Raw genomic sequence first — 15,829 nt, 5'->3', positions numbered from 1 at the left:
TTGTATGAGCCCATCGCTCTGAGCCAAGGGGTGTGAGCCATCGATGACGCCAGGACTAGAAAACTACAAGGAGCTTCTGCTTTTTCTGACGACGGCCGGCGTCATAGTGCCACTGTTTGGGCGATTGAAAGTCAGCCCGGTTTTTGGGTTTCTTGCAGCCGGCGTCCTGCTTGGTCCTTTTGGTCTTGGAGCACTCGCAGGAGATTGGCCGTGGCTCACTGCAATCTCTATCACTGACGCCGGACAGATCGCGCATCTTGCGGAATTTGGTGTGGCATTCCTGCTTTTTATGATTGCGCTCGAGCTGTCGTGGAGCCGCCTTCTGCTCATGCGCAAACTCGTCTTCGGATTGGGCGGATTGCAGGTTCTCACATCGACGGCCATCCTCGCGGCCATCGCGGGCTTGCTGGGCCAAACGCCGGCGTCAGCGGTGGTACTGGGAAGTGCGCTCGCCATGTCGTCGACGGCGATCATCATACCGTCGCTTGTCGAGCGCAGACTGCTGAACACGACGGTTGGACGGGCCAGTTTCGCCGTACTGCTCTTCCAGGATCTCGCGGTGGCGCCTCTACTGTTCATGGTGACGATTTTGGGCACACGTGAGGGGACGGGGCTCGGCGCCGGCCTGTTGTATGCCCTGGCGCCTGCCGTGGTAGCGCTTTTCGCGATGGCCGGCCTCGGTCGCCTCATTCTGCGACCTTTGTTCAAGCTGGTCGCAACGACAAAGAGTAACGAATTGTTCGTCGCTGCATGCCTGTTGGTCGTAATCGGCTCTGGTCTGATCACAGCCCTCAGTGGTCAGTCGATGGCGCTCGGCGCCTTCGTTGCTGGTCTCTTGCTCGCTGAAACCGAGTATCGTCGTCAGGTCGAGGTAACCATCCAACCGTTCCAGGGGCTTTTGCTTGGGCTCTTCTTCGTATCCGTGGGAGCGCGCCTGGATCTATCCGAGATCATTGCGAACCCCGTCGTCACCCTTGGCGTCGCCGTCGGCCTTTTTGCCACAAAAGCTCTCACCCTCTTTCCCATCGCGCGCCTATCAGGACTAACGACCCGCAATGCCGGCGAGGTCGCGCTTGTATTGGGACCTGGCGGCGAGTTCGCATTGATCCTTATCGGTGCTGCTGTGGCAGGCAATGTGGTTCCTGGTGCCGTTGCCGCCACTGCCACAGTAGCGGCAACCTTAACGATGATCGGCGTTCCCTTGCTGGTGCGCCTGCTGGACCGCGACCGGGCACCTACCGGAGCGGCCGATCCTTCGTTTGCAGGGTTAACGCCTGAGCATGACGACGGCTTGGAGCGTGTGATCGTGGTTGGATACGGACGTGTCGGGCAACTGGTCGCGGAGATGCTCACGCGACATGGGTTGAAGTTCCTGGCGGTCGACGCCGATCCAGTGCTTGTCGGCAAGGAGCGAGGGCGCGGCACTACGATCTATTACGGCGATGCTACCCGAGTCGAGTTGCTTCGACGCTGCGGAATCCAGAGTGCTCGCGCCCTTGTTGTGACCTTGGATAATGCCGAGGCAGTGGCGTCTATCGTCTCCTCTGCAAGATCCGAGCGGGCGGATCTCACTATTGTCGCCCGCGCACGGGATGCGGCGCACGCAACTGAATTATACGAACTCAAGGTGACGGATGCGGTGCCAGAGACCATCGAAGCCAGCCTCCAGCTGTCGCAGGCGGTGCTCGTTGGCATCGGCATTCCGATGGGGCCGGTAATAGCATCCATCCATGAACGGCGGGATGAGTTTCGCAGGATGCTTCAGCCAGAGGACGGTTCGAATAGGGAGCGGCATGCGATCCGGCCGCGAAAATCGAAGTGAGACGAGCTCACTCGGAAGCACGAGTGAAACGTTCGGAGGCATGCCGCCGTCGGCCACAGGTTTAGGGAATGCGCGACCCTATCGGCCGGCCAATGCCTCCTGCAGGGGCAAACTGTTTCGGCGTGACCCGTCATAGGGCAGCCGCTCATGGGACAATGCCCGAGGACCTGTCGGTCCCCGAGAGAGTGAACCATCGGCTGAAGCGCCGGTTGGCACAACGGCGTGAAAACGAAAGTTAGTCGTCGATCCGAAATCCGACTTTCATCACCACCTGATAATGCGCCACCTCCCCGTCCTTGATGTGCCCCCTGATCTGATCGACTTCGAACCACTCGAGGTTTCTCATCGTCTTTGACGCCCGCGCAATAGCAGTCTCTATCGCGTCAGTGACAGAGGTTTTCGAGCTGCCAACGAGTTCGACTTTCTTGTAGACATGGTCACTCATGCGATCCTCCGGTTCACGGTGAGAGAATGCCAGCGTGGATTCCAGGCGGCCTTGCATCGCTGCATCTGGCGCCTGGATTTTGACCACATGTAACGATCTGCAAAATGCAAATCCTTGTCAAACTTTGCACCCGCCGTCGCAGCACTTCAGATCAGGCATAAAGTCCGGGCCGATGGCTCGAATCTCACCCAAGGCACGCCAAGTTCTGAACACGCCTTGCTTCAATTCATGCGTCCGCTGGTCTTGCTTCGGCCTTTCGATTTCTCCCGCGCTGACGCCTAAGCGGCCGCTCGTGTGGTGGGGCAAGGTAGATTTCCAACAAGCGCAATCCGAAGATTAGCGCTGAATTAATGATCAAATATATGGCGGCGACCATGCAGAATACCTGGATGACGGCGAAGGTCTCGCTCATCAGATCCTTTGCTACACCGGTCAGTTCCATCACCGTGATGGTGCTGGCGAGCGACGTCGCCTTGAGCGTCACTACGATCTCGTTGCTGTAGGCGGGCAAAGCGCGTCTCACAGCTATCGGAGCGGTGACGAGAAGAAAGACCTTGAGCGGCGACAGTCCGAGCGCGCGTGCCGCCTCGATCGCGCCTTTGGGCACGGCGGCCAGACCGCCGCGCATCACCTCGGCGGTATACGCGCCCGAACAAAGGCTCATGGCGATCACCGCACAGGCGAAGGGCTCTCTCAACAGGATCCATGCTGGACTTTGGCGCAGCCATGTGAACTGGCTGAGGCCATAATAGAGGACGAAGATCTGAACCAGCAGCGGCGTGGAGCGGAACGCTAGAACATAGGCTGATGCGATAGCCCGAAGAAAACCATGACGCGAAGCACGCGCCCAAGTGGCAATACCCGCCAGGACGAAACCAAGTGGAAGGGTTGCTGCCGCCAGCGCCAGTGTGACCCAGATTGCGCCAGCCAGTTCGCTCGCAACGTGTAGTGTGGTTTCGAAGTCCATGATCAGCCCCAGCGCATTCTGTTCTCGACGGCGATGAACACACGCGAGGATACGGCGACGAGAACGAAATAGATGACAGCCGCAGCCCCGTAAAAGACGAAGGGTTGTCCGGTCGTGCGCCCCGCGAGGCCGACGACCCGCATGAGTTCGGCCACGGAGATCACGGAAAGCAGTGTCGTTTCCTTGATAGCCATGATCCAGACATTGCCCAGGCCCGGCAGAGCCTGCCGGAACATTTGCGGCATGATGACCAAACAAAGTCCCAGAAACGGACGAAGGCCGAGCGCGGCGAAAGCCTCGAACTGCCCGGCAGGAATTGTGCCGTGCGCGCCGCGGAACACTTCGGAACTATAGGATGCCGAGACGAGGGTGACGGCCATTACGCCAACCGTAAACGCATCTATCTCGATGTAGCCGGTGTAGCCGAAGCCGCGCGCGACCCACATCAGTGCTCCATTGGTTCCGAAAAAGAGAAGAAAAATGACGAGCAAGGGGGGCACCCCGCGCACCACCGTCGTGTAGAGATTGGCTGCGCTCGCGATCCATCGATTGTTTCCGAGCTTTGCCAGAGCAATCGCAAACCCAAGGGCGACACCGAGAACGTAGCCGAGGCTCGCGCAGGCTATGGTGACGCCGAGCCCGAATAGGAGCGGCCTGGACCAGCCCTGATCGCCCCAGGCCAGCATTTGAAGAATGGACGCGTCCGCAGCCATCAAAAATCATTCCCCGCAGATCTTCGGGTCGGCTTTTGTCGAGATGTCGAAGCCAAACCATTGCTGCGAGATCCGCGTGACTTCGCCGTCTTTCTTCAGTTGGCAAAGGGCCACGTCCCAAGCTTTTCGAAGCTCCTCGGTCTCCTTGCGCATCAGTCCGCCGACACCGACGCCGAGATAGTCGAACTGCTCGAAATCAAGATTGGGCGACAGGATCTCGACCGTTTCGCCTTGCGACGAACCCGTGAGTGCTATCCATGGCGAACGCCCCGCAAGCGCGGCGTCTATCCTTCCAGCCAATAGGTCGAGATTGAGGCTGTCCTGATTGTCGTAGAGGCGGACATCAACGTCGCCCTTCAGTTCATTGTCGATGAATTTTTGACTTTGCGTGCCGGATTGAACGCCGATCGTCTTGCCGATGAGCGCCTTCTTCAGTTCAGACCAGGAGCTTTTTCCGTTGAGGTCAGAACTTTTGGCGGCGGCAAAATTGATCGGCAGGTTGCCGTAGCTTTGCGTGAAGGCAAGGCGTTTCTGCCTCTCAGGGGTGATCGATATCCCACCGACGAGGATGTCATATTTGCCCTGCTCAAGAGCGGGGATCTGCCCTTCCCAGGGTTGGGCGGTGAAGCGGCAATTGCGCTGCATTCGCTCACACACGAGCTTCGCCAGCTCGATATCGAAGCCCGTCAGCTCTCCCGCTGGCGTCATCGAGGTCCAGGGCAGATAGCCGCCATCCGTTCCGATGCGCACTTCAGGCAAATCCTCAGCCGAGACCGGCGTTGCGAAAACTGCTGCAAGCGCCACGGCTGCAAGCCGTTCCGTCCATTTTCCATTCATGATTGTCCCCCTCTTTGATTTGTTGTTGGCAGGCTTACAAACGTTCGGGCCGGTCGTCTGTGCCGAGGTCCCAGAACAGACCTGCCATGATTGCAAGACCCTCGGCGACAAGTGGCCTCAGTAGATGTTCATCCGGCGCGTGCTGACAGCATCCAGAATATGAGTGCGGCACCCAGACCGTTGGAATTCCTAGAAGATCTGCGAAGCAGTCGTTTGGTAGTGAGCCTCCGGCATTCGGCAAAATTGTCGGTTCCACGCCCGTCGTCCTTTGAACGGACGCGGCTGCCCAGCGCATCAGAGGATGCTCGGGATCCAGGCGTGTGGCGCCCCATTCCAGTTCCGTAGCCTTTGGAACGACGGCGACATTGCCGAAGCCGTTTTCATCAAGATAGGCGCGAATTGTCTGCATGAAGCCGGTGGGGTCGGTGTCAACCGTGTAGCGAATCTGCATTCGCGCAGATGCGCGGGGAGGTATGGCATTGATCGGTTGAGCCGGTGTGCCTGCTGTCATCGCCAGTACCTCAAGGGCCGTCCAGCCGAAGACGCGCTGCGATGGTGTCAGCCCGGGCTCGCCCCACCAGCCATCGAGTTCCGGACCGCCACTTTCGGCCTGAAGCTCAATCCGGCCGAGTGCGGCCATGACGCCTGGAGGAACGTCAACAGGCAGAATTCCTCGAACATTGATCTGACCTGTCGCCGACACCAGGCTGGAGATGGCGTTGGCGAGGATCACGGCCGGGTTGGCAATCAGACCGCCCCAATTGCCGGAATGACGTGCGCCGGCCCTGAGATCGCAGATCAGATCGAAATCAACGGTTCCACGGGTGCCGCCATCAAGTGTCGCGCGGTCGCGGGCCAGGCGAGGTCCGTCCGATGCGATCAGCAAATCGGCCTTGAGCTTCGAACGATGTTCCGAGCAAATCTGGTGAAGTCCCGCCGAACCAGTCTCTTCAGAAGTTTCGATAAGCACCACGACGTTAAAGCCGAGGGATCCGCGTGTTGCCAGAACTGCTTCCAGAGCCAGCATCACAATTGTGTGCTGGCCCTTGTTGTCGGCGGTACCGCGACCGTAGAGGCGATCGCCCTCGACGCTTACGCGCCAGGGATCACGGCCATTCGACCATTTGCCTTCCATGCCAGCCACCACGTCCGCATGTCCGTAGACGAGCAGTGTCGGCAGATGCCCGGCTTCGTGGCGCCTTGCGATGAGTAGCGGGCCGCCTTGAGGGTTCGGATTGTTCAGAACGTCGCCGGTAAAGCCGAGCTTTGCGAGATCCTGTCTGAACTCGTTTACGTAGCGCAGGCATTCCGGTCGCCGTGCAGGGTTCTGGCTCTCGGTCGCGATTGCGACGCGCCGTGTCAGATCAGCCACGAAGCGGCCGTTGGCCAGATAGGCGACTGCGGTGGCTATAGATTGATCTCTAGACATAATCCTGCTCATTCATTGCGTTGACAGAACGATGTCATGCGGAAGAATATGCAAGCAAACCAAAAGTTCTCTCCGTTACCATTAGCTGGATTGAGTCTCGACATGGCCCGTCATTTACCGCCGTTGCCCGCACTGCGCGCTTTCGAAGCCGCGGCGCGCCATCTCAGCTTTGCCAGGGCGGCGGGTGAGCTTAGCGTGACCCCGGGTGCAGTTAGTCATCAAATGAAGCAGCTCGAAGAGTGGGTCGGTGGACCGCTGTTTGAACGGCGCGCCAACGGCGTGGGCTTGACTGAGAGCGGCAGGGTTTTTGCAACGCGTCTTGGTGCAATCTTCGATCAACTCACCGCCGTCGGCGCTGCGGCGCGAGCACCTGGCGGGCTCAGCACCGTCTCCGTTCGTTGCCAGTTTTCAATCGCAACAAAATGGCTTGCACCCCGCATAGGCACGTTTCGCAAGGCCCATCCCGACATCTCCGTGGCTGTCATGGCTCTGCCACACCGGTGGAGCGCCAGGGAACCGGATCCGGATCTTGCAATCTATCATGGGCGCGGAGCGATTCCGGGCGTCCGGCAGGACACACTGATTAATGGCAGCCTGATCGTCGTCGGTTCGCCCGAGTTGGCTGCCAACCTCCCGCCTGCGGCGACACCCGCTGACTTGCTGTTCCGGCCCCTGATCAAGGTGGACTATGCCGAACCGGGCTGGCACGACGAAGGGTGGGAAGCATGGTTTGCCGCAACCGGGTTTGGGCATCTCGAACTGCGGTCAACCCTGTCGTTCAACCTGGTGCACCTTGCGATCGATGCCTGTCTATCAGGCGCCGGCTTCGCTCTGGTCCCAGACTTCCTCGTCGAAAAGGAGCTTTACGCCGGGCGGCTGGTTGATGCCTTCGGGATATCGCTGCCGATTAGGCAGCCCTATGTCATCATGACACCTGACGCAAGTCTTGCGCGGCCAGAGGTTGCGGTCTTAAGGAGCTGGCTCTTGGACCAAGGTATTGCGACGGCGAAACTGGGGTAACTGTCCCGCATGTGCTTTCAGTCGGAGTCCTCGCCGGCCGTGCTTGACCCCGCGCGCACGCGTTGTTGCGAGGGCGTCCAAGCTTTGGGCTAAAGAGATCGCATCATGCATCCCCTGGAACGTTCGAACCGACCGCCGGCTGCGCTGGGTTTTGGGGAGCCTTTCCGGAGCGGTCAGCAGCGGCTTTCCGGCCCCCACACCGCCCGCGCTCCTCTGCCGATCCTGCCTGGGCTCTTCCCCGGATCAGGTCGCGTTCACACTGTGCCTCCGCACCGAACAAGTGCAGGACGCCAGCCTGGCGGGATTTGTCTTGTCGATGCTTTCGGTGATGAGGGCTTCTTGTTCCTTCGCCCATGACGATCAAACGCTCCCACATACATTGATGCTAATCATTTCTGGTGGCGGCGGCGTGAGAAGCCTGATCTCGGACTCGCCCTGGCTAGCACTGACGTCTGCCATTTTGGTTCTTCGTTGCCGTCCTTCGCCCGAGTTGGCGTCTATCCCTGTCGTTCGAAAGGTGGGATTCTCGATCGCAGGAGCAAGCTGGCGCTGTTCACAAGGAGATGCATCATGGGCACGGATGAGATCGACCTGGGTCAGGACTCGGAACTCAGAGACGATGCCGATATCGAGGTGGACGTTGGTTCGCCGTCCGCTGCCGTCGTCGAGCTCGACGCCGAGGTCGACCAGAATGGCGAAATTGACCAGGAGACAGACATCGGCAGCGACCTAGAGGAGTTGGGCATCCGGGACATTGACGTGTCTGCTGATCAACGGCCCGAGGTCGATCAGCGGATCGAAGTGGATGTCGAAGTAAGCGAGGACGACGGTATTGTCGTCGTCGAAATCGATATGGACGTGGAAGACGATGTCGAGATCGAGAGCGATGTCGATGCTGACATCGACGCCGACGACGAAGATAGTCTTGACGTCGAACTCGATCAGGACACTGAAAACGACGGAAACATCGATATCGACGTGGAGGTCCGTGATGACCTCGACGCCGAAGTCGACGTGGACGTCGCCTCTCTACTGGAGGCCGTGGCAAGGGGGGCGTACGAGCAGGATGATGACGGCGATATCGCTGTCGCCCTGTATGAAGAAGCCGCCGCCGACGGCGATATCGGCGTGGACGTCGAAGTAAACGACGCGTGAGACTGCCTCGCCGGATGAGGTCCGGCAGATACACGATCTGGTCCAGTTGCGGACCCGGAAATAAGACGCAACAGCTTCATCGAAGAACAGAGACGGTGTCTTGCGAGCGCTCCAGGAAGGCGTTCCTGTTGCCGAAACATGCCAAAAGCAGGGCGTGAGGAAGGCCAGATTTGGCAGCATCGGAGTTAGCGGCGGCCATCGTGTTCAGGCGCAGCAGAATGCGAACGCCCGCCTTAGGAAGCTCCCGGCAGAGATGGTGCTCGTCAATGCATCTCTGGAGGGCATTCCTAGAAGAGATAGCAGCACCCTTTAATAATGAGGCTCATCTAGGTTGGTTTGGTTGCATGTTTTGCACCAGACAAATGAACGAACGAATTAACCTATCAGATATGTTCGGTCCAAATTAAGAAGAATATCCCTCCCGCAACTATCCCTTTAGTCAATCCGAATTGGCAACTGTTTTCCGGCGTCGGAAACAGTGATGCTTTATTGCAATCGATCGCTGGACGAAGAATCCGTGAGGATAGTTGATCGTCATGATCGATAATCCAAACAGCCATCGATGCGTTGAGAAAGCAACCGGAGGAGTGCACGAAATGCCCGACGTTAAAGACAATGATTTCGACATAGACATCGATGCCGACATCGATCAGGACCTCGATCAGGATCAGGATCAAGATGTAGACACCGATACCGACCAGGACTCCGATGTCGATATCGACAACAACAATGACAACGACACTGATCAGGACGCTGACACCGACAATGACGCCGACGCCGATGCCGACGCCGACGATCGTAGCGACGCGGATGCCGACGCAGATGCCGACGGCGACGCCCGGAATGACAACGACACCGATCAGGACAATGACAACGACGTGACCGTCGATCAGGATCAGGATGTCGACGTAGATGTCGACCAAGATCAGTACGCCGAGCAGCACGCGGACATCGATATCGACTTCGATTTCGATGTGGCCTGAACGATCTCCCCGAAAGTAGGCGCCCGGATAAGTCCGAGCGCCGCCCTTGCCAATCGCGGCGGAAGGTTGGTCCGCCGCGGCTCGCTCGCGAGGCTGTCGCCCCATGGCTTTTTCCCGAATTATGTCCCGCGTAGGAACGGAAGTAGAGCGAGCATGGCGCCGCCTTTGCCTCGCGGTCGCGGTGGGACGTCGGTCCACCGTGGCTTGCGCGCGAAGCTGTCTCCTCATGCTCTCCCGAATTAGCTCGCGCACGGGAACGGAAATCCAGCAGGTATTGCGCCGTATTTCCCTCTTGATCGCAGCGGGACGCCGATCCGCCGCGGCTGGCTGGCGAAGCTGTCTCCTCATGCTCTCCCGAATGAGCTCCCGTACAGGAACGGAAATCGAGCGAACATGGCGCCGTATTTCCCTCTTGATCGCCGCGGGACGCCGGTCCGCCGCGGCTTGCGCGCGAAGCTGTCTCCTCATGCTCTCCCGATTGAGGTCTCGCGCGGGAACGGAAATAGAGCGAGCATGGCGCCGTATTTCCCTCGTGATCGCGGCGGGACGCCGGTCCGCCGTGGCCGGCTGGCGAGGCTGTCTCCTCATGCTCTCCCGACTGAGGTCTCGCGCGGGAACGCAAATCGAGCAGGCATTGCGCCGCCTTTATCTTCTAATCGCAGTGGGACGTTCGTCCGCCGCGGCGCGTTCGCGCGGTAGTCGCCCCATGGCCGCCTCCCGAACCAACTCCCGCGCAGGAACGGAAGTCGAGCAGGCATTCATGCTGTGCCGGGCGTCTCTCCTCGTGGTCTTCGTGCTCAGTTTCTTCGTAAACCTCTTGGCCCTGACGGTCCCGCTCTATCTTCTGCATGTCTACGACCATGTCCTTGCGAGCCGCAGCATCGACACGCTTGTGATGCTGACCTTGATCGTGGTCGCGGCGCTGGCCGTCCATGCCACGCTCGAAGCCTTGCGGCGGGCTATGCTTGCCCGCATCGGTGTCTGGCTCGACGATCGCCTTCAAGCTTCTGTTCTGATTTCAGCAGTCCAGTCGGCCCTGCGCAGCGATGCGGCGGCGGCCGCGCAGGCCTGGCGTGATCTCAGCGGCCTTCGCTCCTTCTTCGGCGGTAGCGCCTGCACGGCACTGTTCGACCTCCCCTGGACGCCGATATTCATTCTCGCGATGATCCTCGTGCATCCGCTGCTCGGCGCGATAAGCCTTTTGGCGTCGGTCGTCCTGTTTGGGTTAGCTATGCTCAACGAGATCGTGACCCGCAGGCCTTTTGCTCGCGCCAGCGCGGCTTGGGTCGCAAGCCAGCACCGGTTTGAATCGCTCCTGCGCAACGTCGAGGCCATCAGCGCGATGGGCATGCTGCCGGGTGTGGCTCGCCTGGTGAACGATGACCAGGTGGTTGCCAAGGAGGCTCAACTCTCCGCCGCCGCGCGAGCGTCCGCGATCCAGGCGCTCGCGCGGTTCATCCGTCTTCTCGCTCAGGTGATCGTCATGGCTTGCGCGGCCTGGCTCGTGATCCTGCACGACATCAGCCCGGCGGCGATCTTCGCCGCCACCATCCTGCTCGGGCGCTCCCTCGGCCCGGTGGAGAGCGCAATCGGCACGTGGAGGGCAGTCAGCGGTGCGCGCCTGGGCTATGGCCGCCTCCGCAAGATCATGGCGGCGGCGCCTCAACCTCGAAAAGCCATGAAACTGCCGCGCCCAAATGGCCAGCTCTCCGTGGAACAGGTAACGTTCATGCCGCCCGGCGCCGACACGGCGACCCTCCGCCGACTGTCCTTCGTCATCAACCCAGGGGAAGTCCTCGGCGTGATAGGGCCGTCGGGGGCCGGCAAGTCGACGCTCGGTCGTCTCATCGCCGGCACCATCGCCCCGACAGCGGGCCATGTGCGCCTCGACGCCGCCGACATCGGAATATGGCTTGCCTCCGGTGGCCACCGGCACTTCGGTTACCTTCCACAGGACATCGAACTCTTCGGCGGAACGGTTCGGGACAACATCGCCCGTCTGCAGGAGGCTGAACCGGATGATGTGATCGGCGCGGCCGCCATGGTCGGGCTGCATGAAATGATCATGCGGCTACCCATGGGATACGAGACCGACATCGGCGAGGGAGGCGTGCGGCTCTCCGGCGGACAGCGGCAACGGCTGGGGTTGGCGCGGGCCCTGTTCGGCCATCCGCGTCTCATCGTCCTGGACGAGCCGAATGCCAGTCTCGACACCGAAGGTGAAGCGGCCTTGCGGCAAGCGATCCAGGAGATGCGCCATCGGGGTGCGACGATCGTCATCATCGCCCAGCGCCTCGGCATCCTGAACATGGCCGACAAGATACTCGTGCTCGACAACGGCGCAATGGATGCGTTCGGGAGCCGCAAGGACGTCGCCGGCAAGATCAGGGCCGGGCGCACCAGCCTTCCTGTCAAACCCCAGCAGATCGTCGTTGCTGACCGGGGTCAAGACCGGCCGGGCGGCCGTGGGGCCTCGAAACCGTCCCCGGTCTGGACGCAGGAGGGCTTCATAGCCGGGGAAAGATCCGGGAGGACGGTGCCGTGAGAGGGTCAAGACGCGTTGCCATGTCGGATCTTGCGACTCTTCCAACGCCGTCGGGCACGCCGTTCCAATCCCTGCGCCTGCTCGCGGCGGGAGCGTTCGGGCTCGTTGGTGTGTTCGTGATCGGTTTCGGCACCTGGGCAAGCATCGCTCCGCTCGAAAGCGCCGCTATTGCCGCCGGCGCCATCGAGGCAGAATCGAGCCGTAAGACCCTTCAGCATCTGGAGGGCGGAATTATCAGGCAGATCCTTGTGCACGACGGCGACGAAGTTGCGGCGGGACAACCCCTTCTCCGGCTGGACGATACCAGGGCCCGCGCGACCGCCCAGGTGCTTCAGGCGCAGCTTCGAGACGCCCAAGCCATGGAGGCGCGCCTGCTATCCGAGCGTAACAAAGACGAGAGGATCGAGTTTCCAGGGGCACTCCTCAGGTCGGCCGCGCGGGGCGACCCTGTCTTGGCGGAGATTCTCGCGGGACAGGTGAAGATCTTCGATACACGCCGCGAGCTTCAAGCATTGCGAATCGAGGTCATTCAACAGCGCAAAGCGCAGACACAACAGGAAATCGCCGCGCTCCGTTTTCAGGTGAATGCAGCAACCAAACGGGCGGCGATCATCCGGAAGGAGCTGGCGACCGTTGTTCCGATGGTTGCCAAGGGGCTGCAGACGCGCGTTCGCCTCCTGCAGCTCGAGCGCGAGCAGGCGGAGATCGACGGACGGCTCGGTGACGCGCTTGCTCAAGTTTCGCGTGCCGAGCAAGCAATCGGCGAATCGCAGGCGATGATCCTCAAGCTCGAAAGCGACCAGCAAACCGAGATCGCCCAAAGTCTGCGCGACACCCAGTCACGGATCTTTGAACTCCTGGAGCGCATTCAGGCTGCGAGCGACGTCCTCGCACGCACGGTGGTTCGTGCGCCCCAGGCCGGTACAATCACAGATTTGAGAATCCACACGCTCGGAGGAGTGGTGACGGCCGGCGAGCCCTTAATGGATCTCGTTCCACGCCAGGATCGGCTGATCGTGCGGGCTCAGGTCAAGCCAGAAGACATCGACCTGGTTCGTCCCGGCCTCGAGGCCCGCGTGCGTCTTCTGGCGTACAAGCATCGCCGGGTTCCGCCGGTCGAAGGTGTCCTCACCTATATCTCCGCCGACCGCCTGGTCGATAGGCAGACGGAACGAGCCTACTACGTTGCCCGTGTCCGGATCGATGACGCGTCCCTGCGCGCGTTGCCGGACGTAGAGATCATGGCTGGCATGCCGGCTGAGGTGCTGATCAAGACCGGGCAGTTCACCGTGGCCCACTACGTCTTGCGCCCTCTTCTGGAGAGCTTCAACCGCGCATTCCGAGAGGACTGAGCAACGCATAGAGGGCCTGAGGGGGACGTTTCATGGGGGCGGATTTGCATCTGAAAACCGAGGGGCCGGATATCCTTGCAGATGGGGGTACGCGTGACCTGCTGCTGCCCATCGAAGACAATGCGGAAGAAATGCTCGGGCAAGCGTTCGCCCCCACCGGCGGCGCGGATCCGGCGAGCGGGGCGGCTTTTCCAGGCACCCCTTCGGGGGCGCCTGTCGATGCCGATCTGCAGCCTGCTCAGGATTCCTTTGCGGAAATGGAGATGATTTCGGTCAAGGGACCGGTGACACCGAGCGACACGGTCGGTGCTCCGGAAGTGCCCGTGGGTGAGGCGAACATTCTTCCTTCCCTTAGCCTTCCGATTGCCCCAACGTCCTTGGAACCGAAGTCCACTCGTGGAGGAGAAAGCGACGGGCACGGCGAAGGCGGTTCGATGGCACAACCCGGGAGGGGCGGCGATGCGCGCCAAACAGAGAGCCACGCCGACCCACCGGATGCCGATAATGCCAACCCACCGGATGCCGAAAACGATGTCGATCATGGGCATGAGGTCAGCGTGCTGCAGACCGCCATTGCGGAACAGGACGCGCGGATCATCGTCAACGGCTATCCGGGTGAGGTGGTTGCACGGCTGCATATCGAGCAGGACCTCGTGCTGGACCAAGACGTGGACATAGCCCTGACGACCGACGGCGGCGGGCACTTTGCCATTCTGGTCGATCAGGACATGTACATCGGCCAGGAGATCGAAATTGATCTCGATATCTTCGATGCGGATGGGGTCCTCTACATCGATCTTTTCCTGCGCGACTCGATCGAGATCGAGCAGGATACCTCAATAGACGTGCAACTCGGCAACGGGCCGCCTGGTGGCTCCGTCGAGGTGGATCAGGACATCGAGCTGGAACAAGATGTCGACATCGATGTCGACATCGAGGACGAACTGGAAGAGCGCTACGTCGTCAAAGTGGAAATCGGCGTTGCTCAGGAAGTCGCCGTCGCTCAGCAAGCCAGCGTCGGGATCGCATTTTCAAATGACGAAATTGACGTGGCCGTTGACGCTGTGCAGGCTGCGGCCGTCGATCAGCAAACTATCGCGCTAGTGGATTTCGCCGTCGCATAATATTAGAGCTCGGAGTAGCCTGCCGTCGCAGGCACGCCTTTCCACGATTGATGTTGTTTACCATAAGAATTTCCGAATATAACGAAATACTAGGATAGCCTTGGTGTTTTTATTTGGTATAGTACATCCGGGACAGGGTTTGGCAGCGGGCGTGTTTGAGTAACGACTGGAGAGGGGGTAGACATGCCTCTTTCGACAGCAGACCAGCAGTATGGATTCAATGGTGAGCGTTCATCCATTGTTATCGTTGACCGCTTTTTACTATTGCGAAGTTGCCTTTCTCGTGTCCTTCGACACGAATTCCAAGGTTTCGGCGTCCTGGACATAGCTACAACGCACGAGTTGGAGTACATAATTGGGCCGATCGGTCTGGTTGTTCTCAATATAGAGGGCGACGGCCTGACGGTAGATCTTGTGCGGGAAAAGCTGGCCTCTCTTCGGCGATCGCTGGCCGACGTCCCGGTCGTCCTAATTACCCAATGGGATGCATCGACGATATCGGATTCAATGGTTTCCGAGGTCGCCCGATCTGGAGTGAGGGGTTACATTACGGGCAATGCGCCTATTGAACTCGTCCTGTCGTGCCTTCGGCTTGTCATGGGCGGCGGTGTCCACTTTCCGCAATCGACGACTGGAGGCGGGGAAGGCTGTATGACCAATGTCTCCGTCTTGCCTGACAATAGCGGCGCACTGCAATTGCCGGTCGGCGACGAGGCCGGTGAGACGGCCTCCTGTAGCGACCGATCACGTGTTGCATTTACGGAACGCGAGCGACAGGTGCTGGCAAGCTTGCAGCGCGGCCTACCGAACAAAGTCATCGCCAAAAAGCTGAATTTGTCGGAGAACACAATAAAGGTTCACATCTCGAACATCATGCGCAAGTTAAATGCGACAAACCGCACTGAAGTCGCCCTCGCCGCGCAAGGCAACATGATGGATGACTTTCGCTCCGCACTCTCGGAGCATCACCCCGTCATGAGTCTCGTCCGGCCCCCGATGAATTGAGGCATTTTTGACCCCAAGTTTTATCTCGTCTTGAGTTCGCTCCTGCGGTCGTCTTGATGTGCTGACATGTCGTCGCCCGATCCCGGTCTTGCCCGGAAATCCGCTGGCAGCCTCGTCGGTTTCGCATTGGTCTGCCGTGCACTTGTCGCGCGGCTCGAAAGAGAAATGGTGGCCGGCTCCGACTGTCTCTGGACAGCCTTTCGAAGCGGGCGGAAAGAACAGAGGTGCTTGTGGGGCGGCTTCGCAAGCAATCGTCACGGTGGGGTGGGTTCGGCCTGTAACTGCTAGGCACGACAAGCCCGTCGCCGTCGTTGACATCGCTGATGGTATCCGGGAGCCAAGTGGCTGGTCGTGAGCGATGCATAGACTGGAGTGCTGCTTTAGCGCAGTTCGATTCCCATCGAGGCGTGCAATCTGGTCTTCGAACGTTAC

At 59.9% G+C, this 15,829-nt stretch carries 13 protein-coding genes; 7 read left to right on the top strand and 6 right to left on the bottom strand.

The genetic code is table 11. The annotated features are described in order from the left end of the window. Positions 1-43 precede the first annotated feature (43 nt). On the top strand, positions 44-1,822 hold the full coding sequence (locus XB14_RS30100; RefSeq protein WP_077967625.1) for a cation:proton antiporter: 1,779 nt from the start codon (positions 44-46) through the stop codon (positions 1,820-1,822). A gap of 235 nt (positions 1,823-2,057) precedes the next feature. Here XB14_RS30100 and XB14_RS30095 read toward each other — a convergent pair whose 3' ends face one another. The 5 genes from XB14_RS30095 to XB14_RS30075 form a co-directional block, all read right to left on the bottom strand. Next, on the bottom strand, positions 2,058-2,267 hold the full coding sequence (locus XB14_RS30095) for a dodecin (protein WP_065774255.1): 210 nt from the start codon (positions 2,265-2,267) through the stop codon (positions 2,058-2,060). 226 nt (positions 2,268-2,493) lie between these two features. Beyond that, positions 2,494-3,234 (bottom strand): ABC transporter permease, encoded by a 741-nt coding sequence (locus XB14_RS30090; RefSeq protein ID WP_077967624.1) that lies wholly within the window; start codon positions 3,232-3,234, stop codon positions 2,494-2,496. 2 nt (positions 3,235-3,236) lie between these two features. Then, entirely contained in the window at positions 3,237-3,947 is a 711-nt protein-coding gene (locus XB14_RS30085; protein WP_210190055.1) for an ABC transporter permease, read from the bottom strand. A gap of 6 nt (positions 3,948-3,953) precedes the next feature. After that, a complete protein-coding gene (locus XB14_RS30080; protein WP_077967623.1) occupies positions 3,954-4,784 on the bottom strand; it encodes a transporter substrate-binding domain-containing protein in 831 nt (276 codons plus the stop codon). Positions 4,785-4,818: 34 nt separating this feature from the next. Next, the gene (locus tag XB14_RS30075; protein ID WP_077967622.1) at positions 4,819-6,213 is read right to left on the bottom strand and encodes a M20 family metallopeptidase; all 1,395 of its coding nucleotides are present in this window, start codon (positions 6,211-6,213) and stop codon (positions 4,819-4,821) included. Between the two features lie 36 nt (positions 6,214-6,249). On the opposite strand from XB14_RS30075, the gene XB14_RS30070 reads away from it, so the two are divergent. Both XB14_RS30070 and XB14_RS30065 read left to right on the top strand, forming a co-directional pair. Continuing rightward, entirely contained in the window at positions 6,250-7,233 is a 984-nt protein-coding gene (locus XB14_RS30070; RefSeq protein ID WP_077967621.1) for a LysR substrate-binding domain-containing protein, read from the top strand. Between the two features lie 570 nt (positions 7,234-7,803). Beyond that, complete coding sequence (locus XB14_RS30065; protein WP_077967620.1) at positions 7,804-8,388, top strand: hypothetical protein; 585 nt, start codon at positions 7,804-7,806, stop codon at positions 8,386-8,388. A gap of 383 nt (positions 8,389-8,771) precedes the next feature. Here the strand turns inward: XB14_RS30065 and XB14_RS33420 are convergent, their stop codons facing one another. Then, positions 8,772-9,476 carry a hypothetical protein gene (locus tag XB14_RS33420; RefSeq protein WP_179119706.1) on the bottom strand — a complete coding sequence of 235 codons (705 nt, stop codon included), beginning with the start codon at positions 9,474-9,476 and terminating at the stop codon, positions 8,772-8,774. 601 nt (positions 9,477-10,077) lie between these two features. Between XB14_RS33420 and XB14_RS30055 the strand changes: the two genes are divergently transcribed. The 4 genes from XB14_RS30055 (at position 10,078) to XB14_RS30040 (ending at position 15,397) form a co-directional block, all read left to right on the top strand. After that, on the top strand, positions 10,078-11,916 hold the full coding sequence (locus tag XB14_RS30055) for a type I secretion system permease/ATPase (protein ID WP_077967619.1): 1,839 nt from the start codon (positions 10,078-10,080) through the stop codon (positions 11,914-11,916). Positions 11,917-11,936: 20 nt separating this feature from the next. Then, positions 11,937-13,268, top strand: a complete 1,332-nt coding sequence (locus tag XB14_RS30050) for an HlyD family type I secretion periplasmic adaptor subunit (protein ID WP_234804187.1) — start codon at positions 11,937-11,939, stop codon at positions 13,266-13,268. Between the two features lie 32 nt (positions 13,269-13,300). Next, on the top strand, positions 13,301-14,392 hold the full coding sequence (locus tag XB14_RS30045; RefSeq protein ID WP_077967617.1) for a hypothetical protein: 1,092 nt from the start codon (positions 13,301-13,303) through the stop codon (positions 14,390-14,392). Between the two features lie 183 nt (positions 14,393-14,575). Further along, complete coding sequence (locus tag XB14_RS30040) at positions 14,576-15,397, top strand: response regulator transcription factor (RefSeq protein WP_077967616.1); 822 nt, start codon at positions 14,576-14,578, stop codon at positions 15,395-15,397. Positions 15,398-15,829 lie beyond the last annotated feature (432 nt).

Source organism: Ensifer adhaerens, assembly GCF_002007205.1.
GTDB classification, from domain to species: Bacteria; Pseudomonadota; Alphaproteobacteria; order Rhizobiales; family Rhizobiaceae; genus Ensifer; species Ensifer adhaerens_D.
Note: the sequence above shows the minus strand (reverse complement) of the source record. Positions and strands in the feature narration are given on the sequence as shown.